This window comes from Gammaproteobacteria bacterium (assembly GCA_013696315.1).
Classification (GTDB): domain Bacteria; phylum Pseudomonadota; class Gammaproteobacteria; order JACCYU01; family JACCYU01; genus JACCYU01.
Map to the genome: position 1 here is coordinate 27845 of JACCYU010000008.1, position 24478 is coordinate 52322.

At 53.3% G+C, this 24478-nt stretch carries 18 protein-coding genes and 1 pseudogene; 15 read left to right on the forward strand and 4 right to left on the reverse strand.

The window, feature by feature from the left end:
• The first annotated feature begins 112 nt into the window (after window positions 1-112).
• On the forward strand, window positions 113-1123 hold the full coding sequence (locus tag H0V34_00510) for a hypothetical protein (GenBank protein ID MBA2490233.1): 1011 nt from the start codon (window positions 113-115) through the stop codon (window positions 1121-1123).
• Here H0V34_00510 and H0V34_00515 read toward each other — a convergent pair.
• Window positions 1051-2166 carry a hypothetical protein gene (locus tag H0V34_00515; protein MBA2490234.1) on the reverse strand — a complete coding sequence of 372 codons (1116 nt, stop codon included), beginning with the start codon at window positions 2164-2166 and terminating at the stop codon, window positions 1051-1053. The two genes, H0V34_00510 and H0V34_00515, sit on opposite strands and share 73 nt — an antisense overlap.
• Before the next feature lie 577 nt (window positions 2167-2743).
• Between H0V34_00515 and H0V34_00520 the strand changes: the two genes are divergently transcribed.
• Entirely contained in the window at window positions 2744-3382 is a 639-nt protein-coding gene (locus H0V34_00520; GenBank protein MBA2490235.1) for an acyltransferase, read from the forward strand.
• 191 nt (window positions 3383-3573) lie between these two features.
• Entirely contained in the window at window positions 3574-5268 is a 1695-nt protein-coding gene (locus H0V34_00525; protein ID MBA2490236.1) for a GMC family oxidoreductase, read from the forward strand.
• 47 nt (window positions 5269-5315) lie between these two features.
• Here the strand turns inward: H0V34_00525 and H0V34_00530 are convergent, their stop codons facing one another.
• Complete coding sequence (locus H0V34_00530) at window positions 5316-7070, reverse strand: PQQ-dependent sugar dehydrogenase (GenBank protein MBA2490237.1); 1755 nt, start codon at window positions 7068-7070, stop codon at window positions 5316-5318.
• A gap of 392 nt (window positions 7071-7462) precedes the next feature.
• On the opposite strand from H0V34_00530, the gene H0V34_00535 reads away from it, so the two are divergent.
• From H0V34_00535 to H0V34_00550, 4 genes are all read left to right on the forward strand, one after another.
• The gene (locus tag H0V34_00535) at window positions 7463-8434 is read left to right on the forward strand and encodes a glycosyltransferase family 2 protein (protein ID MBA2490238.1); all 972 of its coding nucleotides are present in this window, start codon (window positions 7463-7465) and stop codon (window positions 8432-8434) included.
• A 121-nt stretch (window positions 8435-8555) separates the two neighbouring features.
• Window positions 8556-9506: a sulfotransferase gene (locus tag H0V34_00540; GenBank protein ID MBA2490239.1), complete on the forward strand. Its 951-nt coding sequence runs from the start codon at window positions 8556-8558 to the stop codon at window positions 9504-9506.
• A 30-nt stretch (window positions 9507-9536) separates the two neighbouring features.
• Window positions 9537-10475: a glycosyltransferase gene (locus H0V34_00545; GenBank protein ID MBA2490240.1), complete on the forward strand. Its 939-nt coding sequence runs from the start codon at window positions 9537-9539 to the stop codon at window positions 10473-10475.
• Between the two features lie 2 nt (window positions 10476-10477).
• A complete protein-coding gene (locus H0V34_00550) occupies window positions 10478-11779 on the forward strand; it encodes a hypothetical protein (protein MBA2490241.1) in 1302 nt (433 codons plus the stop codon).
• Window positions 11780-12022: 243 nt separating this feature from the next.
• Here H0V34_00550 and H0V34_00555 read toward each other — a convergent pair.
• A pseudogene (locus tag H0V34_00555) lies at window positions 12023-12973 on the reverse strand (IS5 family transposase).
• Window positions 12974-13041: 68 nt separating this feature from the next.
• Here H0V34_00555 and H0V34_00560 point away from each other — a divergent pair.
• The 5 genes from H0V34_00560 (at window position 13042) to H0V34_00580 (ending at window position 17238) form a co-directional block, all read left to right on the forward strand.
• Window positions 13042-14145 (forward strand): glycosyltransferase, encoded by a 1104-nt coding sequence (locus tag H0V34_00560; GenBank protein MBA2490242.1) that lies wholly within the window; start codon window positions 13042-13044, stop codon window positions 14143-14145.
• 38 nt (window positions 14146-14183) lie between these two features.
• A complete protein-coding gene (locus H0V34_00565) occupies window positions 14184-15413 on the forward strand; it encodes a glycosyltransferase family 4 protein (GenBank protein MBA2490243.1) in 1230 nt (409 codons plus the stop codon).
• A 51-nt stretch (window positions 15414-15464) separates the two neighbouring features.
• Window positions 15465-15656 carry a hypothetical protein gene (locus H0V34_00570; GenBank protein MBA2490244.1) on the forward strand — a complete coding sequence of 64 codons (192 nt, stop codon included), beginning with the start codon at window positions 15465-15467 and terminating at the stop codon, window positions 15654-15656.
• Window positions 15657-15738: 82 nt separating this feature from the next.
• Window positions 15739-16281 (forward strand): sulfotransferase, encoded by a 543-nt coding sequence (locus H0V34_00575; protein MBA2490245.1) that lies wholly within the window; start codon window positions 15739-15741, stop codon window positions 16279-16281.
• Window positions 16282-16386: 105 nt separating this feature from the next.
• Window positions 16387-17238, forward strand: coding sequence for a class I SAM-dependent methyltransferase (locus H0V34_00580; protein ID MBA2490246.1), 852 nt, complete (start codon window positions 16387-16389; stop codon window positions 17236-17238).
• Window positions 17239-17441: 203 nt separating this feature from the next.
• Here H0V34_00580 and H0V34_00585 read toward each other — a convergent pair whose 3' ends face one another.
• Window positions 17442-18893: a DUF1565 domain-containing protein gene (locus H0V34_00585; protein ID MBA2490247.1), complete on the reverse strand. Its 1452-nt coding sequence runs from the start codon at window positions 18891-18893 to the stop codon at window positions 17442-17444.
• Window positions 18894-19204: 311 nt separating this feature from the next.
• On the opposite strand from H0V34_00585, the gene H0V34_00590 reads away from it, so the two are divergent.
• The 3 genes from H0V34_00590 to asnB all read left to right on the forward strand — a co-directional run bounded on the left by H0V34_00590 (window position 19205) and on the right by asnB (window position 24090).
• Entirely contained in the window at window positions 19205-20839 is a 1635-nt protein-coding gene (locus tag H0V34_00590) for a hypothetical protein (protein ID MBA2490248.1), read from the forward strand.
• Between the two features lie 237 nt (window positions 20840-21076).
• Window positions 21077-22096: a sulfotransferase gene (locus H0V34_00595; GenBank protein MBA2490249.1), complete on the forward strand. Its 1020-nt coding sequence runs from the start codon at window positions 21077-21079 to the stop codon at window positions 22094-22096.
• A gap of 98 nt (window positions 22097-22194) precedes the next feature.
• Complete coding sequence (gene asnB / locus H0V34_00600; protein MBA2490250.1) at window positions 22195-24090, forward strand: asparagine synthase (glutamine-hydrolyzing); 1896 nt, start codon at window positions 22195-22197, stop codon at window positions 24088-24090.
• Window positions 24091-24478 lie beyond the last annotated feature (388 nt).

Consider the following 24478-nt stretch of genomic DNA (forward strand, 5'->3'; position numbering starts at 1 on the left):
ACCTGCTCCTGCAACAAATTGAACTGGCACAAGTTGAGTGGTCGCATAAGCTTGCGTCTCGTCCAGTCAACGAAGCAAACGAAAATAGAGCATTTGAGGAATATAGAAAGGCGTGGTCCGAGATATCATTCGCGAACTGGCCAGCAAAAACTATTATCTGGCCAAAATGTACCTGAACTGGGGATATATGCTCGCCGACTTTCGCGGCGACCACCCGGTTGTGGTTTACCAGATGGGCAAGGTGGGTTCCTCTACCGTGGTTGCTTCGTTGCATGCTCTCGATCTCAAGCGGCCAATTTATCATGTGCATACGTTGATATCCGAGCGCATCAGGGACCGGCGGCGAAAATACGAGAAGATGTTCAGGAACGGTTCGCCGATGGAACTGCGCAGAGCAAGTCATCTGTTCGCCAGTCAATATTTAAGCAAACGGATCAAGCGAGGCGCGTTCGGACAGCGATGGAAAGTAATCACGCTGGTCAGGGACCCGATCGCAATGAATGTGTCTAGCTTTTTCCAGATCATTGACTATTTTATTCCGCGGTTTTTTTCGAGATATGAGACCGGGCAATTGCAGGTCGAAGACGCGATCGAAATCTTCCTTGAAAATTACGGGCACGATGCGCCACTTGGCTGGTTCGACATCGAGCTGAAGTCCACTTTCGGCATCGACGTCTTTGCAACGCCTTTCTTGGCCTCGAAAGGTTACACCACTTATCGGGGAACAAATGTGGATGCCCTGGTATTGAGACTGGAGAGCATAAACACGTCCGCTGAACCCGCTTTCAAGGAGTTTCTGGACATCGAGAACTTCAGGCTTGTGCAGGCCAATGTGGCGGATGACAAGAACTACTTTGCCGCGTACAAAGCATTCAAGCAAAAGCTGATTCTGCCGCAAGCATACCTTATTAAATATACGACTCAATGCTCGCGCGACATTTTTACACAGAAGAGGAACTCACCGGCTTCCGGCGCAAGTGGGGGGCGTGAAACTCAGTGTGAACGGGTTAGCCCTAAAGCTGTGTTATCGCGCACCGCGACAGATCAGCGCTATTGGCATCTGGCGAGTTTATCGGAGGTGAGCAAACCGGAGTTGAGCCAGGTGGACGCCATCTTGTCATAGCCTGCCTGTGAGGGATGAATATATTGAGCGGTATTTCCCTGCGGCACCATATCGCAGCTGCCATCCGCACATGAGTAATCCAGCGCGCTGTACTGGTCAACGATCTCAATGTCGTCGTCAGGTCGGCTGGCTACCAGGTTTTCTAATGCCTGATTATATTCAATCACGCGCGCGTTCTGGAAGGTGCCGTCCGGGTTACTGCGATCAATGATTTTTGCCACATAAACGCTGACCGGAGTACTTGTGTCGAGCTCCCATTGATCGATCTCATCAAGGATTTGTTCTACATGGCCGGCGCGTGTGACGGCATCGAAGTTATCGCTGTTAATCGTGTTAGTGCCCGCGTGCAACAGCACGATGTCGGCGGGATTCAACATTAGCCAGAAGCGAACATTTTGAGCGATCTGTAGCGCGGTGAATCCACCGTGTCCCTCATGCTGCGGATCTCCGACCGGTGGGATTGCGGCCTCGCCATTCGACTCGCCGCCCACAAAATCCACCATGAAACCATTGTTGGTCAGACCATCGAATAGCTTTCTGCGATAACCCACTCTTGTCTCCAAAGGCGGAATCTCGCCCGCGAAAGTGCCGAGTGTAATTGAGTCCCCCAATGGCATGATCGCCGGATTGATAATCACGGTTTCAACGCCAAGCGCGAAGCTCTCGGGATCGTCCACCCGGAACTGAAACGTATCCAGCCCGCGCGGTCCGAGGGTGTTCGGCGTGTAAATAAACTCGCCCGTCGTTACATCGAGAATCTCTACTGTACCTTTGTCGGTTTGTATCGGGCCGGTAACCATCGAAGCATTGGGATCGAGGCTGAAAGTCAGTTCGTTAGCGTTGGAATCGCTGTCGGTGGCGCGCAAGAAACCTCGCAATCCCGTTACGGTGGATTGCGGCGTGGTTGAGCAACCTTCCAGCGCTACCGGTGCATTATTGGTGGGAGGCGGCGGCGGCTCGCCCCCGCCGCCGGGTGGTGGCTCGCTTCCACCCCCGCCACCGCAAGCAACGAGCATCAAGACGGCCACGGTTGCCGGCAGCATTACGCTATGGCGCCAACTCCGACCGCGGATCTCACCGGCATGGCGATCAGCCGCGTTCTGAATTGGGGCCCGCTCCACTTTATTGCGCATCGTAATTTCCGTCTTGTAATCTAAAGAAATATGTTTACGCTTTAGCGGCTTGCGAGGTACGTGTAAGCAATCGTGTAATGCGATCAGGACGATCGTTGATGGTCCTGACCAAAGTCGCTACGTTTTATTGCGGACGACCTGATGCTGTAGCGCGTTAGTGTATGGTTTCCGGACAGGCTAACGCCAATCGACGCACATAAAGTGCCGACGGCCATATACAATTGCTTATCGTGCCGCTTGCAATAGTTCGACTTTCGGGACCTCCATTGGCGGATAGCGGAAGGATTAGCCGCGAGCGGCGTGGACGGCTTATAACTACGAGAAACGAATGCCTTTACTGTGTTAGCGCAGCTTGTGATGCTTCGGCGCGCCACATTGAATTCTGATTGTTTCGTTCGGATTTTTTTATATGACTAGACACGCGCCACCCACGATGTCCGGTGGGTCGTTTCGACAGCTCAAGCGCTTTCCCTGGTCTGGTTTCTGGATGTTGTTTGCCGGACGAGGCCCGACGGGTCGCATCGCCACTCGGTTGGCCGGCTTATTCGCCCGCCCATATAAGGGTCGGCGTTATCTCGCTCGGTTGAATGCTCAGGGGTATTACTCTCCGTCCGCCGTGATCAGTTGTCGTCATCTAACCACGGGCGACCACATTTTTGTCGGTGATCGTGTAACCATTTATGAAGCGGACGCAGGCGAAGTGCACATAGGAGATCGCGTCGCGATCCATCAGGACACCGTAATTCAGGTGGGCGAGGGTGGCCGCGTTGAGATCGGCACTGATACGCACATCCAGCCGAGGTGCTATGTATCCGCACAAAAAGGCTGGCTTACCATTGGCAACCACGTGCAAATCGCGTCGAATTGCGGGTTTTATACACACAGTCACGGCATGGAGGCCGGCGAGCTAATGCGCAGACAGCCGTTGCGCACAAAAGGAGGAATCGTCATCGGCGACGATGTCTGGCTGGGCTTTGGGGTCATTGTTCTGGACGGCGTGCGTATCGGTAACGGTGCGATGATCGGCGCGGGCGCGGTCGTCACCCGTGACGTGCCGGCCGACGCCATCGCGGTCGGAATGCCCGCGCGCGTTATCGGCAAGCGTACGCCGGCCGACAAGTCTTGAGGAAAACAAGCGCGCTTGCTGCGTCAAGCGCGCTTGGCGCAGGAACCCCACAAATGACGGACCTTTAACCGAGCGACCGAATCCGATGCGTAACTGAACCCTTGTACGAGCGCAGTAGTTTCGCTCGATTGCCGTGTTCAATACGTCGATTCATGCTTGCCGGAAAAAACTATTGTACTAAAGATATAGCCATGATAATCGACGCGCGCTCCTTGCCGGACAACGATCAGATTGAGGCGGACCTTTGCATTGTCGGCGCCGGGCCTGCGGGGCTGACGCTCGCGCGCACGCTCGCCGGCCATGGCCCCAGAATCTGCGTGATCGAGAGCGGGGGGCTGGAGCCGGAGCAGGATTCTTCGGTCCGCGATCTGAGCTACGGACGCAACATCGGACTGGATTATTTTCGGCTCGATGACGCGCGTGGTCGCGGGTTGGGTGGGTCCGGCACCAGGTGGAATATACCCACGGACAATGGCGCGGCTGGGGTACGATTGCGGCCGCTCGAACCCATCGACTTCGAGGCGCGCGACTGGCTGCCCAATAGTGGCTGGCCAATCGATTTCGCCCATCTGGAACCGTATTACGCCAGGGCGGCGGCGCTGTGCAATATCGAACCGAGTCCGCCCAGTCCGGATGAGTGTGCGCGCCGGGACGGGGCGTGGCCATTGCCGCTTGACCGTGAGACGGTGCAGACGGCAATGTTCCAGATTGGACCCGCCGGAGTCTGGTGGGGCGAGGATACGATCTCCGCGATTAGCAACGCGGGCGTGACCGTGCTGGTAAACGGTACGGTTACACGGGTCGAAGCACGCAATGATACCCAAAGCGTAACTGGCGTGCGAGTCGGCACCTTGACCGGGCGAACCATTAGTGTTGCCGCAAAGATTGTTGTGCTGGCGTGCGGTGGCATAGATAACGCGCGATTATTGTTGATGTCCGATGAAGTTGCTAGGGGTGGCCTCGGCAACGATCATGATCTTGTCGGCCGATATTTTATGGAGCATCCGCACCTGCTGGCGGGCGTTCTGGTTCCGTCACATGCCGATGTGTTCGAAAAGGCGGCTCGCTACCAGTTGAGAAAATCCGGATCTACGTGGGTGGAGGGGCGACTTGCGATAGCAGAGCCGACGGCGCGCCGCGAACAACTTCGCGGCTTCGTGGTTGCCCTCCATGCACTACCGCGCAAAGGGACATTGCGTAGCCTGGAATTGCAGGACACCCCAACGGGTGGTGAAATTGCGGCGGAGCTGATGCTCTCAGCGGTTAAGCGTCGTGTCTGGCCCTACGATGCGCGCTCGCGTCTTCGCGAGTTGGCGGCAGATCCTGCGGGGGCTATGCGCACCTTGCGGCATCAGGTTTCACGGTACCGGCGTCTAAGCGAGGATCAGCCACGGGGCCAGCACGCCGCAACGAGCGCGCCGCCGGAAGTGTTTGCGCTCAATGTGATGGCTGAACAGGAGCCGCATCCGGACAGTCGCGTATTGCTTGACTGGCGTCATCGCGACGCAATGGGCCAGCCGCGCGCGGCGCTGGACTGGCGGGTGACGGAAAATGACGTGCGAGCGATTACGCGCTCGCTTGAACTGATCGGGCGACAAATCGAATCAGCGGGACTGGGACGTTTTCATACGCCGCTTCACCCGACGTTACCGTCTGATCGGCTCAAAGGCGGCTACCATCACATGGGCACCACCCGCATGCACACCGACCGGCGCATGGGCGTGGTCGACGAGGACTGCAAGGTGCACGGTATCAGTAATCTTTACATCGCAGGCAGCTCGGTGTTTCCGACCGGCGGCTACGCCAATCCTACCTTGACCGTGGTGGCGCTGGCTGTACGTCTCGCCGATCGTTTAGCGCGTCGCCTGGATGAAGGTGCGTTCTAACCGGTGGATTAATGGCCACAGTTGGTGTCGTCGGGCCGGCGCCGTCGTCAGGTTTGTCGCCTGCGCGCCCACAGCCGCCCCACGATCCAAAGCACGAGCCATATCGGTAATCCGATAGCCAGACCCGCTACGAACGCGAACGCGAAATAGCGGTAGCGCGGTTCAGGCAGCATGTTCTTGATGGTTTGACTCAGCCCGCCGCCATCGTCTTCCCCCAGGAGATAGCGCGCGATGGCCTCGGCCTCGACCTCGTTCAGCCCCATGTTCGGCATGGTGGAGTCGCGCTTGTCGAAACGCGGCTCCAGTATGTGGTACGTCAGCCAGATCTTTATCCGTTCACGCCCTTGCGCTCGCACCAACTCCGCCCTTGCGTCCTTGTAACGGTTAAATGGTTCTTCGTCGCGCGCATCGAGGGCGCGCAATGCTTGCAGATAGTCTGGCGAGTGAATCCGCGCGTCTATACGGTCGAACATGGGCCCGCTACCGCGATTCAGCACCGGTCCGTTCGTGCCGCCCAGCTCGAACTCGCCTGTAAGCCGGTGGCAGCCAAAGCATCCGTTCTCACGCATCAACTCCTTGCCGTCCTCCGCCAGCGCGGCGGGATCCGCCAGTTCGGCCAGCGTAAGGTCATGGGCCTTGGCGGGGTCATACTGTACCTTGAGCACCGCGCCCTGGTTGTCCTTGACCGGCAGCAATGGCGAAAAATAAAGGCCGTCCGGCCCGAATGCCAAGCCCAGTACCGGGTCAGTCTGCTCACCCTCCGCGGCCGCGACAAAATGTTCTGGCATATTGACGAGCATCCCGTCCAGCACGTCATAGCCTATGCGGATTACTCCCGAATCGCTCGATGACGCGACAAAAAACTGATCCGCGTACTCGTCAGGGAAAAACGACGCAGTAGCCGAATAATCCATCTGTACAGGCCCCATGCTGTCCAGAAAAACATACGCGGCATTGGCAGCGATACTTTCGTCGCTGCCGTTCCAGAGATAGTTCTGTCCCTGCCTGACCTCCAGAAAGCGGTCGCTCTCCAGTCCGTTCTCAGTGACCACAACGTGACCGTCGACGATCGCGAGGCTGAAGGGGTTTCGCATGCCATACGCCCAGACGTAATTCCGGGCCTTGGTCGTATCGTCGTCAATATAGAAGGGATTGTCCGGTACGGGTGTTCCGTCCAGTTCCATGCGGAGAATCTTTCCAAGCGTGGAATCGATGTTCTGGCTGTTCAATGGCGATACAAAGCCATCGCCGACGCTGACATAGAGCATATTGTCGTGCACTTGGCACGGCCCGATCTGATGCGAGGGGCCGGACTCGTCGCGCGCAAAGATTTCAGTAAACTCCACCCGTGACTTGGGTTCGAGGGAAAACGTGCCGGGCGTTGAGTGAAAACGCATCACGTTGTTTCGCAGAACGTTTTCGTCGTCCTGGTACGCAAAAGTCACATACACGTAGCCGCGCTTCGGTTCCAGGCAAAGCCCCGCCAGGCCGACTTCCGACTCGCCCTGCGGAGGCTCATTATCAAATTCGGTTTGAAGAAAACCGGTTGCAAAGGTTTTTACGGTGCGGTCATTGGTTACAACTTTTACTGTGCCCCGCAGTTCCGTAACGAAATACAGTGGGTCCTTTGGGCGGTCCCCCGGATGCGGCACGAACGCGACAGCGGTCGGATATTGATACCCTTGCGAGTCGATGGCGAGGGAAAAACCGTCCGGAACGGCCCACTCCTTTTTCCAGTCCTCGTTGCTGTCTGTGGCCGCGCTGGACTCATCAAGCTGACGATCCGCGCTGACGATCGTCACAGTGCAAAACATGCCCGCGATAATGGCTAGCGCAAGCCGCTTGACTGAGCGCGATGGGTAGATACAGCAACATTTATGCATCTTCAGTCCACAATTAGGAAGTAACGGAGTGGCCCTGCCGGCGTCCACGCGGTAACGCGCACCGGGCAAGGAGCGATTTCACCTGATATGAGCAATTGGTCTTCATTATAATGTAGGGTAAAAGTAGTCACCACACTGTTGCTTGGGGAATATCCGCGTACCGTTAGCATCGACGGCCAGGCCGCGTGCTTGAATCCAGCCTGTTCGGCGTGTCGGAGTTGCAAACTTATCTTGGGATTGCATGCATTTAGTTGGCACGGCGCCTTTAAGGCTTGCCTGACGCCACGTCACACATATAAGGAGACAGGTGCATGATTGTTGAGCGCCCGCTGGTGAGCGTGGTCACGCCCGTATTCAACGGCGAGGCTTATCTGCGCGCTTGCGTGGAGAGTGTGCTTGCGCAGACTTACCCTTCGCTGGAATACGTGATAGTGGATAATTGCAGCACCGACCACAGCCAAGAAATCGCGGAACACTATGCGGCTTTGGACACCCGTATCCGCGTGGTGAAAAATCCGCACTGCTTGCCAATGCTTAAGAACTGGAATCATGCGCTACGGCAAATCAGCGCATCGAGCCGTTATTGCAAGGTGCTGCACGCCGACGACCTGATGTTCCCCGACTGTGTTGAGCGGATGGTTGAAGTGGGCGAAGCGCACCCAACGGTAGGGGTCATTAGCGCGTATCGCATCGATGAGGATCATGTCAATCTGGATGTCATACCCTACGAGACGACCTTTATTTCCGGAAAGGATCTGTGCCGCCGGCGACTGCTCGGGCAGCCGGACCTGTTCGGCTCACCAAGCTCGCTGATGCTGCGCGCCGACCTGGTGCGCGGCAGGGAGCGATTCTACAACGAAGACAACCTGCATGCGGACAGTGAGGTATGCCTCGATCTTTTGCGGCACGTGGATTTCGGTTTTGTGCACCAGGTGCTCACATACACCCGCCGGCATAACGAAGCCGCGACGACCGCGGCGCGTAAGCTGAACACGCACAAGGCGTCGCATTATGTGCATTTCGTTAAGTACGGACGCTATTTTTTGAGCGATGAAGAGTACGCGCGTCGGTTAAAACAACTGCGCAAGACGTACTATAGGTTTCTTGCGGCAGAGTATCTGCAAAGCCTGCTTGACCGGCATAATCATAATAAGAGAGATGCATTCTGGGGATACCATCGGGCGCAGCTAACGGGGCTTGGGCAATCGCTGAGCAAGCCGGCGCTGATCGCCTCGTGCATAGCAGTACTTTATAATCAGGGGCTGAACAGTTTAAAGGTGTAGCCGCCCGAGTATTTCCCACCGGAGGGGCAATTATTTCCCACCGGAGAGGCAATGTGGTTGCAGGCCGACGTTTTGCAACGTAACGATGCGCTAAGTTTACGTACGGATATTCAGGCAGGAAATGGATACGAAAGTCGTTTTTATCATGGGGCCCGGCCATTGCGGTTCGACATTGCTCGATCTCTTGCTCGGTAGTCACTCGCAGAGCTTCTCGCTGGGTGAGCTAAACCGGCTGGGAAGCCTGATCGACGCGCGCGCCGGTGAATATCAGAAGATCTGCGGCGTTTGCGTGCGCGAGTGCGACTTCTGGAACAGGCGCGCCGGGATGGCCATACTCAAGATCTATTTCTCGCAAAAGAACCGCTTACGCTCAGCTCTGGGGCGGGCTGCGCAAAACATCTATAACCCCTACAAGCTCATTTCCCGCTGGAGCGGTACGCGCGTGTTGATCGATTCGAGCAAGAATCCAAGCTGGGTCAAACGCCGTATGGCGCCGCGGCACACGTGGCGACGCATCGAGCCATATCTCATCTACATGTGCAGAGATGGCAGAGGAGTCGTTAATTCGTACTATAGAAAGTATCCAGAGCGGGGAATGACCAAGGTCATCGAGAACTGGAAGGAGCAAATAACCACGATGAACGCATTCTACGATCGGTTTCCGCATGGGAAAACCAGAGTGCACTACGAAGCGCTGGCCAGTCAGCCGGAGCATGTCGTCCGCGCGATTTGCCAAAGCCTTGGAATTGAATATGAGAAAGGCATGCTTCGATACTGGGAGCACGAACACCATCATGTCATGGGAAACGGCGGCACGCGCTCGCTGATATACAAATATCGGGAAAAGTTTGGCACCGATCTGGCCGCCATGCGAGAACGCCAGGCTGCCGCCAAAAAGTTTTACGATGCGAGCTTTTACGACGAAATAGATATTGGCATTCGACTCGACGAACGCTGGCGTACGGAATTGTCGCGCGAACACCGCGAACAGTTCGACGCCATTGCCGGGGACGTAAACGAGGCGTGTGTAGTGAGTAACGTGTTTTCCTGCGCTCAAACCGACGCACCTTAGATATCGATCTCCGCGCCTGGCACTCGTACAATGGATAAGCCCCTGGTCTCGATCGTCGTCTGCTGCCACAACAGGCGGCACTATCTGGAGCAGACGATGAAGTCCGTGTTCGACCAGACCTACCGGCCGGTGGAGATTGTCGTGCTCGACGATGGATCAACCGACGGCACTGACGAGTTGATGCGTGGTTACGGGGACCGGGTTCGTTATCACTGGCAGGAAAATCGCGGTATAGCTGCAACGCGAACCGCCGCATGCAGGCTGGCCAGGGGCGAATTAATTGCCTTTCAGGACGATGATGATCTTATGGCGCCGCAGCGAATTACCAGCTTACACGATGCGCTCATCGCGCACCCGTCCGCGGTATTCGCTGTCGGGGACTACGCGCTGATCGACCCCGAAGGTAATCTGACCGGTGCGCGATGGATGCCCGGCAACCTAGATGAAGTTGATAAGCCACGGCTGGTCGAAGATGCACACGCCGCGGTGCTGTGGCCCAAAGTGCCCGGCGTCCCTCACACCACGCTGTTTCGCGCCGCGGATGGTGAACGGGTGGGCTGGTTCGACGAAGCATTTAAATATGCGTGCTCGGATGCCGATTTTTTCGCCCGCCTGGCCCGTCTCGGGCCGATTGTGTACGTAAAAGAAATCGTCTCCTATTATCGGCGTGGGCACAGTGCGATGTGGAATAATCAGTTGCGAGCGGACTACAGTCGCTTGCAGCTATTCGAGAAGCACCTTGAACTGGCGATTGACGACGATGACTCTTTGCGGAAGCAACTTCAGTTTCGCCTGCGACAAATGCTCATTCAGATCGCGCGCCTGAAACATCAGGGCGTGCAGTTGACCGAAAGCGGCCTGGAAGTTTACGTCCAGCGCGGCCTCGAAATGTTGGAATGGGGCGACCGCATGAGATACAAATGGCACGATTCGGTTAAGCTTCCCCTCAAGAAGCTGGTGGGGAGATGAGCATGGGCATTGACGTCAATACGCGCACAATCGGCTCGCGGGATGAAGTGGGCGCCAAGCAGCCGCCGGTCAATCACGCCATATACGTAATTACCGGCCACGGTGGCTTGAACGATCGCGTCAAGAAAGTTGTGAGCCTTCACATCGACGGCAGTTGCATTGTGTTAATCGCGCCCAAAGTCGATGGCGCCGCCTGCGAAGCAATTGTGGTTAACGCCTATCCGAATCCGACTAACATATTAAGCCTCATGAAATTGCCGAGGCTCAAGCGGATCATTGACAGCTTGTTGTACTTTCCCACAAACAGAGTGTTGTATGTAAAGCCTATTGAGAAAATATTGAAAAGGCGCATCAAAAACGATCACGAGAAAGGTCGGAGGGTTACTTTATTGGTTTGTGTGCCGCCACACGATGTTTGTCTCGTCGGGCTGTCTCTCAAAAAAAGGTTTCCGCAAATTAAGTGGCTGGTGGACTGGCAGGACCTATGGAGCTTCGACGAAAATTACTTGTCACGAACAGCGCGACCGTACAGGGCGAATCTGCTTAGGCTCGAACGCCGGATTCTGGCTTCCTGTGATTTAAACATAACAACCAACTCATATGCTAAATCCGTCCTTGAGAGTAAGTTTAATGTTCCTGTTGACAAATTAATCGCGATACCCCACCATTTTTGCAGCGACGATCTGGGCGTTCAGGCGGCCGGTACTGAAATCAGGGCCGGGCAAGTGAGTCACAAGACAGTCAGAATTGGGTTCCTGGGTACGCTCTTTAAGCCACCACGCGTGCCGGGCGCTTTAGTTCACGAAACATTGCGCGATTTCAAGGCGTCAGGGCTGAACGTAGAGGTGCATGTGCATGGCAATTATCCAAAGCATGTAACGGCTGAAGGTCTTACCCGTATGCTCGGCGACGGGCTTTTTTTCCACGGCCCATCGACGCACGAGGAGAGCCTGAGGTTACTGCTTTCCTATGATTTTCTCTTGCTTTTGCTGGCAGATATGCCCAATAGCCGTGCGGTAATGAGCATCAAGTTGCCGCACTACATGCTAACTGGAATACCTATAATCGCGATCGTGCCGGAGCGTTCGGCGGTTGCCGATGCAGTCAGGCTTACCGGGACTGGTTTTGTTGTCCCGGTTGAAAGTGACTGGCGGCCGCAGCTCAAATGCATTATCAGCGGGCAGGGCGAACCTCCAATGATACGTCGCGACGCGCGGCAGATCGACGCGTACTCATGGGATAACCTGCTGTCGAAATGGAAAGCGGTGTTTGCTTGCACTGCCAGTCAACCTCTCAGGAATTAGCGGTCTGTTTAGCGCCATGGACGGTTTTCTGAATCCCGGCTTGCGCCAGAATGACAACTGAGTTATGACAGTTGCTAATGGGACAGCACACTAAGGACTCTCTAATCAAGTGACGCTAGTAAGCGTATCTGGTGCGCTAATGGTAATTGTGACGATAACATGGTGCTGTGAGTTTGGCTGGGCTGGCGCTCAGTGGGTTACGCGTACGGTGCGACGGTGTGTTCGGCGTTCACCGGGCGCAGCTTACCTGTCGCGGCAGCAATTGCCGCCGCAGCAGATACATGCGAGCGCAAACAAAGTGTAGCCGTGGGCGAGATTCTTGGCCAAGCCCCGATAACGAACTTTGCGAAGTCTGCACAGATGCTTGACCACACCGAAGGGGTGCTCGCCCAGCGCGCGCTCCCGGGAGCGGCTCTGGTTAATGGCTTTTTGATGCGCGCTCAGTGGCTGACCGGACGTGGCCCTGCGATTTACCCGATAGCGCACACCGGCCTGTTTGGCACACTGTCTATGGTGTTCGCACCACTAAGCACGGTCGCCATACAGCGGTGTCTCGTCCCCATGCAGCAGTTCGGGCAGTTGGTGGATATCGGCTTGTGGCCTATCGGTAGCGGTCACCCTATGCACGGTGCCGCGCAGGTCAGCGCTGATGTGCCACTGCATGCCAAAGTACCATTGCTTACCCTTGCGGGTACTGCGCATCTCGGGGTCGCGCGTTCGGTTAGCGTTCTAGGTCGAGGACGGGGCATTGATGATAGTGGCATAATCGACGATGGTGCCCGCCTTCAGCGGCAAGCGGCACTCCTTAAGCAACGCGCGCACCTCGCCGAACAGCCGCTCGGTCAAAGCATGGCGCTCCAGCAGATGACGAAATCCCAGCATCGAGCTTTCATCCGGAATCGCATCCTCACCCAGCTCGAGGCCTGCAAAGCGGCGCATCGACTCACTGTCATACAGCGCGTCCTCAGCACCTGTATCCGAAAGATTGAACCACTGTTGCATAAAGTAAATGCGCAGCATCCGCTCACAGCCCAGCGGCCAGCGATCCTGACCCGCCACCGGATATTGTGGCTTGACCAGCGCCAGCAACCGGACCCACGGCATCACCGCCTCCATCTCGATGAGAAACTGTTCGCGGCGCGTGCGCTTCTTCTTTGCATTGTAAGCCAACCCCGCAAAAGTCGTCTGTTTCATCACGCGCCATCCTCGTTTGTGCACGAAGCGATCATAACAAAGACTTCAACTTGCTCAGAGATTCCCTAGTGATCGCCAAGAAAAAACTATGTGTTTTGGTGCCTGCTCACTGGGCGGCGCTGATGGGCGGGTCGGAGTATCAGGTCAGCTGCCTGGTCGAGCATCTGGTTCGACAGGAACATTACGATATTTATTATCTTGCCCGTCGTGTAAGCCCCGATTATGTGCCTCAGGGATATAAGATCATTCAGGTGGCGGACGCGAAGGGAATTCGACGCTTTGGAGAATTTCTCGATGCACCCAGGCTCTTGACGTTGCTCGCGCGGATCCGTCCGGACATTATTTACCAGCGTGTCGGCTGCGGCTATACGGGCATCGCGGCCTACCACGCGGCGCGCAATCCTTGCCAGGTGATCTGGCATGTGGCCCACGAGATGGAGGTGCAGCCTTTCAACAGAGTGATGTCGAAAAACATGCTGTTTCGTTACCTCGACAAGAAAACATTAGAATATGGCATTCGGAATGTAGGCAAGATTATTGTGCAGACTTCGCAACAACAAGCATTGCTCGCGCGCCATTACAACCGCGTCCCGGTGGCCAGAATTGACAACGGGCATCCGATACCGCAGGAAAAAATTGAGAAACCGGAGGGGATCGAAGTGGTCTGGGTGGCAAACTTAAAAGCATGGAAACAGCCAGATCTCTTTCTTCGTCTCGCCCGGGATCTGGCTCACTTGCGCGATGTTCGCTTCACTATGATCGGCGATCGTGCGTGGCCAGAGGAACGCCAAGACAAATTTCTACAGGACGTTAAGCGTCTGGAGAACTTGTCTTATCTAGGCGGTTGTACTCAGGACGAGGTCAATTCAGTGTTAGCGCGCGCCCACATTTTCGTGAACACCAGTGTCCAGGAAGGCTTTCCAAACACATTTATACAAGCCTGGATGCGGCAGGTTCCGGTCGTCAGCCTGAATGTCAATCCGGATAATGTGCTCGACGAACGTCATATCGGCTATTGTTCTGGTACCTACGACCAATTGAAGCACAATGTTCTCGACCTTATTGATCAGCCGGGAATGCGGCAGCGCATGGGACTTGAAGCACAGGATTACGCATTTAGCACTTACTCCATAAAAAATTTCGAAAAAATAGCTGAATTGCTCGAAGTGTAAGGAGAGGGCTACGTTGCGATGAATCATTAGTCAGCACAGTGAAAATTCTGTTCATTACGGAAGATAAGTTTCCCCCGTATCGTCCTGACGTCGCCGTCCTTTTTGTCGAGGAGCTGGTCGCGCGCGGCTATCAAATTGACTGGCTGTTGCAAGCGCAGGACGCGCAAATTGGAGCGCGTACGATGGCTTTGGGCGGTGGTACGGCGTGGATAGCCAGAATGGATGAGGGTGAGTCCAGAATGGCGAAATTCAGGAAGAATGTTTACGATATCGCCAACGATTTCAAGATGTTCAAGCTGGCGCGCACGGGAAAATACGATTTCATCCAGGTCAAGGACAAGTTTGTCGCCGCACTGATGGCGTTACTGGCGGCGAAGATTTACCGACTGAAATTTTTCTACTGGCTTTCGTTCCCCATACCAGAAGCCATGCTTTATCGGGTGCATGAGGGCATTTCACGTTACCCGCTTGTTGTTTACCTAAGGGGCCGGATCTTAAAATTTTTGCTGTACCGAGTGATTATGCCTAACGCTGATCATGTTTTCGTGCAAAGTGACCGCATGAAAGATGATGTGGCGGAATGGGGTATTGCCAAGGATAAGCTTACGCCGGTACCCATGGGTGTTTCCCTGTCACGCGTACCCTATAACGGCGAGACGTTGATTAACAGCTCATCTCGCGAAAGTGGCAAGATGGTGGTGTATCTTGGAGCCCTGAATCGAGTTCGAAGGATAGACTTTTTGATCAGGGCTTTCGGGGAAGTCGTGGGTCGTGTCGCGGGAGCAAAGCTTTGCCTTGTCGGCGCGGCGACCGAGCCGGGTGAAGAGAATGAGTTGAAAGAACTCGCCATCGAGCTTGGCATAGAGGATTCAACAATATTCACCGGTTTCCTCCCCATGGCCGAAGCCTGGGCGTATGTCGGGCAGGCGGACGTAGCTGTCTCGCCATTTTATCCAACACCAATTCTTTGCTCAACATCGCCTACCAAGCTGGTTGAGTACATGGCGATGGGCAAGCCCGTGGTGGTAAACGATCACCCCGATCAAAAAAAAGTTATTACGGAGAGTGGAGGCGGTATTTGCGTTACGTATGATGAACATGCTTTCGCCGCGGCGATCGTTGAACTACTGAACGATCCGGAACAAGCCAGGATCATGGGCGTTCGGGGCAGGCGTTACATTGAGCAACATCGTTCCTACACAGTATTGGCGACGCAACTGGACCAGCGGTACCGCGAGCTATGCCAGAATGCGCAGACGCGCATGTAACGCTTCGTCAGACCGTTGGTTTCCGGACGGGACTTATAAAGGATCAATCTAATGCTTCCCAATTATTTGATTATCGGGGCATCCCGCTGCGGTACGACGTGGATGGCCAATAACATCAAATTTCATCCGGACGTCTATATGCCGTCCAGAAAAGAGTTGCATTTTTTCGATACCGATTATGACAAGGGCTGGGATTACTACGAGGGTTTCTTTCCGGACGAAAAATGCGCAAGGTATATATAAGGCGATCGGAGAAGCCACGCCGGCCTATCTGTACATGCCTCAAGTGCCTCACCTCATCAAATCCCGGTTGCCGGATGTCAAGATGATCGTGTCGCTCAGGAACCCGATAGACAGGGCTTATTCTCATTATTGGAATCTGTACGCCGCGGCACCGGAAGGTGATGTAAACAAGAGACTCAGTTTCGAGGAAAAACTCGAATTCACGCCGAGACTGATCGAAGAGGGTTTCTACGACCGTAAACTGAGCAATTACTATACGCTCTTCCCTAAAGAAAACATTTTAGTAGTCATCTTTGAGGAAATGATGGCGGATCAAGCGCGGCACTACCGGAGAATATATGAGTTTCTGGGCATCGATCTGGGCGTTGTTCCCCCTTTGCTCGATGTTCGCATCAACGCCGCTGCAAGTAAATTGGGGCGTTCCAAGCTGCTGGACCTGAGCTACAAGGCTCTCTATCGTTTAGTACGACTTCCATCATTATCCAGGCGGATTGATAATTTTAACGCCAAGAAACTTCCCGAGATGAGTGCAGCCACGCGCGACAATTTGCGCCAGAAACTCGCACCTAGCGCAGCTAATCTCGAGAGAATGCTGGATAGAAATATAAATGAATGGAGCCTATGAATTGTGCGTCTGACTCGTCGTTGATGGATCGCGCTGTAGCAATGTAATTAGTTCATTGATCTGACGAGGATAACGGTCTTTTAAATAATTGCCTACTTCGGAAAGTTGAGTCAAAAAATTATGTCTACTTTAAGCAATGAAAAGACGGATAAGCGCGGGTACGATCAATTCTATCGGGGAAAAGTGAGCAGACTCGCCAACTCTGCTGACAAGCAGGCTTATGTTGAGCGGTATGAACGCTCAAACCTCTCGCCATTTCACGCGGGGGGACGCACCAAGGGTTACGCGCGCGGGTTAGCTACGCGCAAACTGTTAGACGCAACCATACGTAAAGGACTAACGCCCGCGGATACATTAATCCTCGATGCTGGATGCGGACAGGGAGAACTGTCTGTGTACCTGGGATGCAAGGGATATAACGTAATCGGTGTTGATATTTCCGAGGCAGGTTGCTCGGCCGCCAGAGATCTGGCCGACCGTATTGGCGTGAGTGGAAATTGCAGTTTTTTAGCCGAGAGCTTGGACAGCGTATCAATCGCAGATGGGGAAATCGATTTTATTATCGGACATGCCGCGCTACACCATTTTATAAAATACGAGGGTGTGCCTGACGAATTTAAACGGGTGACGAAGGGTGCGAGTGAAGGATTTTTCGCGGATTCATTTGGGGAAAACAAGGTTTATCACCTGTTTCACAATAGGGAAAGAATGAAACGTTTAGGTGATGTGTCGTTAACCAAGAACCTGATTATGCAATATTTCAATGATTTTCACGTCGAATTGCTGCCTACTGACTGGTTAACGATGACAGATAAATTGTTTTTAAAGATGTTTCCGAGAAGATGGGACAACAAGGTGGCGATGCGAATTTCCGGGTATAGTTTTTGGCTAGACAGGCATGTATCGGTATCATCACGTGTTGCTTTGGGACTATCAGGTGCTGTAGTGACTCGATAAGAAAGCGCTAAAAGCCACCCGCCAGGCTTCTCGATCCAATGATCGGTCACTGCCCGGTTCCGCACCAGCTTTGTCGCGGTGGTCGAACGAATTCTGCATGATCCATTAAACACCATGGGCTTCCGCCACCTAGAAAGTCACCCTAGACGACGGAAGCCCCCTTTATAAATTACCCACTACAGTTATTTCTTCGCGGAACGTTTTCAACGCGCAGTTCTCATAAGCCCAAGTCCTGTAGGTATAGCGGGTTTACCGGAGGGATTTGGCACTGTTTCAGTGAGTTCGGCAAGTGCACCTTCACCCAGATCGGGTGATTGACCAGAGTACGGTAGAGTCACCGTGTCACCCTTTCCCCACTTTAGCGGCTTGTCGAACGTTAGCGTATTCGCCCCATAATTTGTGGCGGTGATTGTTGCTGGGGGGTTTGCACCTACCCGGATGCGGTCGCCGGCAACGATACCAAAACCGTCTGTGAACCAGCGTGCGTCTTGGACAGCAACAGTAGTACCGTCACCGTCGGTCGTCGTTGCTGTGAGAGGTACGCCTCTGTCAACGAAGGCGTCGCCAGTTAAATTATTCACTGACTTGTTTGTACCTTGCATTTTGGGCATGCCGGTATTGATCAGTTGATTGTTCTTGAGGATGTTATCGAACGCGGCTCCTGCGCCTTGATCTCTGAGCTCCCACATTACCTTCGCGTTCCTGAACGTGTTGTTATAGATCCGATTATTCTGACAGCTCATGATAATAGGGGGCCTGATTACGCAGATGGTGGCTGGACCAGCGACGGTATCAATCATGTTGAATCGCACGATGTGACCTTCGCCCTCGACCTTGAACCCCGTCGTTTCGTCCTTGACAGGCGCCTTCAGCATGTTTCTGAAAGTATTCTCTTCAACCAGGCTGTAGCCCACGGTTTTAGAGCAAAACCGCTCATTAGCGGTCAACTCCATCGCCCGGTAGCCGATGCCCTCGCCCCATTTTTGGTCGAAGAGGTTGTTACGAATGACATTATAATCACCGTTGTTGGCAATCAACGTATGTCCACCGCGGGTTAGGTGATTACCTTCAATCAAATTATGCGACGCGCAGTGCATTGTGATCATATCGCCCGCACCTTCGTGTGAGACGTTAGATAACCATGCGCCGACCTGATCAACACGGTTGTTCAGCAGCTTGTTGTAGTTACTGTTCTCTATACTGATGCCTGCCCAGCCCCTAGCGTTACGGAAATCGCCATCTTCGATAATATGCCTCCCGCCGCCATCGATCTGCACGAAGGAATCGATATTGGATTTGGTATATGCGCCTTTGCCGTCTATCCCAAAGCCAAGAATGAAAATGTAGGATTTGTCGATTAGCTTAACGGCAACTCCACCCGGCGGGGCAGTAATCCAGGGACGGCCATCATAGGAACTGTATGTTATATATTTTCCACTCTGACCTGAACGTGCGGGTTCAATCTTCTCGCGGTATTCGCCCGGCCCCACGTACACGGTATCACCCGGCTGCAAGACCTGGTTGGCTTTGCTTATTGTTTTCCAGGGCTGAGCCTTGGAGCCAGGACTGCTGTCATTGCCGCTCGGGCTTACGAAATAATCTGCCGCAAACGAAGGGCTGGAAAGCAGGCATAGCAATATTAGTCTTAGTTTCATCTTTGTTTGTCCATGTTTAAGGTTTTGGTCTCCACGGACGTAAGACTAATGGCTTTGCTACTATCAATTGTATGAGGTTCTCGCCGACTGGTATTAATTTAGCTACCAGCTGGTATGAATTTAGGTATCAGACTGCATAATTAAGCTGATAACGCTTCTGTATTTTTCAGACTACAGGGCAGTCTGAAGGACAAAGTTCACGCATCTCTGACGACTGACGAAACCGCTCTTCCGTGCGCGGGCTTATGCCCTCAATAATAGGATCAAGATAGGATTTTCACTGTAAACATATGAATGTCGGGATATTAGCCATGGAGATCAAATTGAGGTCAATTTCTGCATTAGGTTATGGTTGCCTGGTCGTGTCGGGCATGGGAGCGACTCCGCTTTGTGCGGCAGATTACTACGTGTCTCCGGGGGGCGATGACGGTCAGCCCGGTATCGAAAGCACGCCGTGGGGAACCATTGTCAAAGCCAACAAGACACTGCGGCCGGGCGATACGGTGTATTTAATGGGTGGAGAATACCGCGAACGTATAGAGCCTGCGCGCTCCGGCAGCGCTGGACATTACATCACCTATCGGGCCTACGATGAACACCATCCAGTCATAACTTCACCGCCCGGGAAGATCGCAATAGCGCTTGACAATCGTTCCTACATTCGAATCGACGGCCTCACTTTTGATGGTAAGTACCCCTACAAACAAGCTACCATCAACAAATGGGCAGAAGTAATTGATTCCCATCACAATATCTTTCAGAACTCACAGTTTTACTATGCCAAAGGCTGGACGGCATTTCATCTTGAAAGAAGTCATTACAATAAATTCATTAACAACCGGATGGACTACGTAGGCACATTTTTCGATGATGACAATGCCGAAGGTATGGGAGACATGATCGCCCTGCGCTGTGCCAACCATAATCTAATCGAAGGTAATACGCTGACCCGCGCGGGCCATGACTTGCTCACGGTCTCGGGAGATTATAATGTCATCAGGAACAACGTTTTCGAAAACAAATGGGGGCCTAACGAGGGCTACAGAGCGATCTCGCTGTCCGCCAACCGCAGATTTTGTAATACGACGCGCGGGTTCAATCTTTTTGAGCACAACATTGTAAAAAATTCGTTGCTCGCACATGCCGATTTTCGCGGTTCTAGCGCGGATAAAGAGCCGCCGGCCATGAAAGTTGAGGGCGCAAATCAGATTGTGCGGTACAACATTTTCGCCAACAATGTGGGGCCTGCTATCTCCGGGTCTATTCGCCCGCCTAAAATTATGGAGGTTCAGGACAACAGGATTTACAACAATGTAGTGTATCAAGGGGGCGGGTTATGGATGATGCGTGATTACGGCAATGAAGGTCCAGCCAGTAATAACTACCTCAAAAACAACATAATATACGCAAGCGAAGCAGAATCAGAAGTATTTATCAATTTTAGTTCTGGCGGCAGAACCGCGCTCGAGAACAACTACTTCATCAGCAATGCATTTTCAAGGCCTGGCGGCGACGGTAAAATTGATATTAAAGGATTAGGCACAAAATCACTTTTCTGGGTGGAAGAAAACATCGCCAACTTTAACAACAACGTCACTGCGCCACCGCAGTTCGAATCAGTGGATTTGCACGGCCCCGACAGATTCCACCTCGACCGGGATTCGCCCATGATCGACGCTGGGGATTTCCTGACCAAAACTTCCGGCTCTGGATCTGGTAGGAGAATTGCCGTCTCCGACGCCAACTGGTTTACGGCTGGCTTCGGCGTGGTGGATGGGGATCTCGTTCAGGTCGGAAACAACCTGCCAGTGCGAGTTACTAACGTGGATTATGCTGAAGGCGTTTTAACTGTTGATTCTCTAATTTCCTGGGACAGCGGCCAGAATGTCAGCTTACCGTACGTCGGAGGAGCGCCGGATATAGGTGCATTCGAGCGTCGCAAATAGCAAAGAGGAGGATATATGGTGTGGCTTGCGAACCAGTAAAAGGCTGTCGCTGAATATTGGGGCTCAATGCCTTGCGGGTCTGACTCAAGCAATAAAAACAGCGAGACTCGGCGTTGTTCTCGCGAAATTGAATACTTGAGGTACACTCATCAGTCCCCGGCCAGGGCGTCGGTGTCGCTGCGTAATTGCAAGAAGCCGATTCTACCGCGCTTGTGATTGATTTTTGAGAGTTACATTTTGACTGAGCAAGAAGCTAAAAGCCCGATCTTCGTGGTCGGAACCCCCCGGTCCGGAACCACATTAACTGCACACATACTGGACCGTCATACGCGTATTTTTATGCCGGGTGAAACGCATTTTTTTGACGATGTCTACTCGCGACGGCGTGAGTTTGGCCCGATACAAACTGCGGACGCGCGTTCAAAAGTCGTAAACCAATTAATGTCGCTTTACGGAAGGTATAACGAGCCCGCGGATCAGCAACGGATCAATCTGTTGTTCAAGGATATCGCAGCGCGCGATGCTTTGGTGAGGGAGCAGGATAGTTATTGCGCCATATTATCCCGATTCATGGAACTTCAGATGAAGCATGAAGGAAAGGCAAGATGGGGCAACAACGCACCCAGAGACGTATTTAATATCAAGGACATCGTGCAGTGCTTTCCCGACGCGAAATTCATTGTCTGTGTTCGTGACGTGCGCGACTTTCTGGTTTCCTACAAGAACAAGTGGAAGGTAACCTCCGCGCAACATGTAGAACGGCTCAAGGCGCTGTATCACCCCGTCGTGACCTCGTTGCTCTGGAAATCGAGTATGCGACAAATTCCAGTTATCAAGTCACTCCTTGCGGCGAAAAATCTAATGATTCTGCCTTATGAGCATCTGGTTAAAAGCCCGCAGAGGGCCATACGAGAGATATGCGCGTTTGTGGACGAAGTGTACGAAGCCGATATGCTTAACGTCGATACCCATAATAGTTCAGTGCAGGTTGCGAGTGGCGGCATATTTTCGAGCTCCATCGGAACCTGGCGCTCCGCGTTAAGTGCCGAGGAGGCATACATAGCACAGAACCTCAATCGCAAAGAGCTGCAGTTGCTTGGATATGACATGGAAACAATTCAGGCTCACAAGGTTAGGGTGCTAAAGATTTTTGCATCTACACCAACCGCGACCTGGCGTGCGTTTAATGCCAACAAAGCTATGCGCGGATCGATAACCGTATACTTATATCGCAGGCTCGGTTCATTCTTCAGGTAGTTATCCGCAGAATTTGTAGTGGTATAATCCCTAGGTATTGTTTAGTTCTGTTACTTTCTCTGAAGATCAATGACTTATATTAATCGTTGGAGATTTGTATGTGCGGTATAGCGGGATTGGTGGTCAGTGATCGCTCGTCTGATCTGGCAGCGACGTTGCGCCGGATGGCAAATTCAATTGCGCATCGTGGCCCCGACGATGAAGGTTTCTTCCAGGCGGTTACGCGGAGCAACAGTCACTTGATCGGACTGGCTCACCGACGGCTGTCGATTATCGATCTGGATGCCGGTCATCAGCCAATGAGCGATACGTCGGGGACGTTGCACGTCGTATATAACGGCGAGATTTATAATTTTCGCGAGTTACGTGCCGATCTCATTGAGCGCGGGCACCAGTTTTCGACATCTTGCGACACCGAAGTCATTTTGTATGCCTTCAAGGAGTATGGTGAAGCTTGCGTTGACCACCTGAATGGCATGTTTGCATTCGCCATCTGGGATGCCAACGACGAAATACTTTTTATAGCGCGAGATCGTTTTGGCAAGAAGCCGCTCTTCATTTACCAGGCCAATGGCATTCTAGCCTTCGGGTCCGAAATCAAAGCCCTGCTTCAAGTGCATGAGATTAACAGCGAAGTTGACATGCTGGCAGTTTGGGATTACCTGGCCTACCGCTACACGCCTGGTCCTCGCACATTGTTTTCAAATATTTATAAACTGTCGCCGGGTACTGTCGCAGTCTGGCAGAATGGCCAGTTAAAGAAGAATCGCTACTACTCGCCGCCAGACAAGCTTCCGAGGATCGACACGATGTTGCCCGAGGATCCGGTGAGAACATTCACTGAGCAGTTGGATCAGGCGGTCAAGGCACGTATGGTCAGCGATGTGGCCTATGGCGCGTTTCTCTCCGGCGGTATCGATTCGTCCGCAATCGTCGCACTCATGTCCCGCCACAGCACTTCGCCGGTAAAGACGTTTTCAGTAGGGTTTCGGGACCAGAAATATAGTGAGTTAAATCATGCGCGGGTCATCGCCGATCAGTTCGGCACCGATCATCATGAATTGCTGGTGTCAGAGCAGGATGTCATTGATCAGTTGCCAAAGCTGGTCCGATTTCGTGATGCGCCGGTATCTGAACCTTCGGACATTCCAATCTATCTGTTATCCGTGAATGCCGCTAACGAGGTAAAAATGGTCTTGACGGGGGAGGGTAGCGACGAGTTGCTTGCCGGCTATCCCAAACACGTCTTCGAGCGCTATGTCAGCAGTTATCAGAAACTGCCGGTGGTGCTAAGGCAGGGGCTCCTGGAACCACTGGTCGACGCCTTGCCATATCGCTTTTCGCGCGCAAAAACGGCGGTACGTAATCTCGGGTTGAGTGAGGCGGAAGAAAGATTGCCGCGATGGTTTGGCGCGTTATCGGACAGCGAACGTGCGGAACTTGTCGCCTTTCGACCGCCGACCGCACACAATACTATCAACGTTCAATTCGACGCTAATGCGGAAGATACCACGCTCCGGCGCATTTTGTATTTTGATCAGACCAGCTGGCTCCCGGACAATCTGTTGGAGCGCGGAGATCGCATGACCATGGCCGCTTCACTTGAGGCCAGAATGCCGTTTATGGATCATAGGTTGTACGCTTATATGTCGGCGCTTCCGGACCGATACCGTTTGCGTGGCAGGCAGACCAAATGGATTCTGCGCCAGGCGATGAAGCAATTGCTGCCGGCGCACATTCTCAAACGTCCGAAAGTCGGATTTAAAGTGCCGGTGAATAAATGGTTTCAAGGCACCTTGCGCGGGTACCTAATGGATCATTTGACAGGGCCCGATTCAAAAACCGCGCATTATTACCGCAGAAATAAGCTCGACGAAATACTTCGCGATCACGTAGAGGGCCGTCGCAACCACGAAAAGCTGTTATGGGGGTTGTTAAACCTGGAGCTTTGGCATCGGCAATACTTCGGTACAGAAGGGTTGCAGGGTGCGTAAGGGGCAACTGAATGTCGTTCCTATTTAGACAGACAGCTGCATCAACCCGGCTTGTGGATGATGAAGGTGAGATCGCGATACGATGAATCCAGCTTACCCAGCGACAGCGCATGGGTAGATGCTATCACTGCTTTTCGCAACCCCCATGAATCGACCGCGTCTGGGTAGCGAATTATCGGCTCCCCACTCGCCGACAACTCGCAGGTTCTCATTCAAGCAAAACTGTTTCATTCCTGCCCTGGATACTACTTCGTCATAAACAGAGCTGGCCCCGGAAATCTGGACAGCCCGATAGGTGGAATCTCTGCTTTGTGGGGCGATGATATGCCGCGACCGACAGGAGCAGAAGATGACGAGACGAACCCGCCGGAATCACTCACCGGCGTTC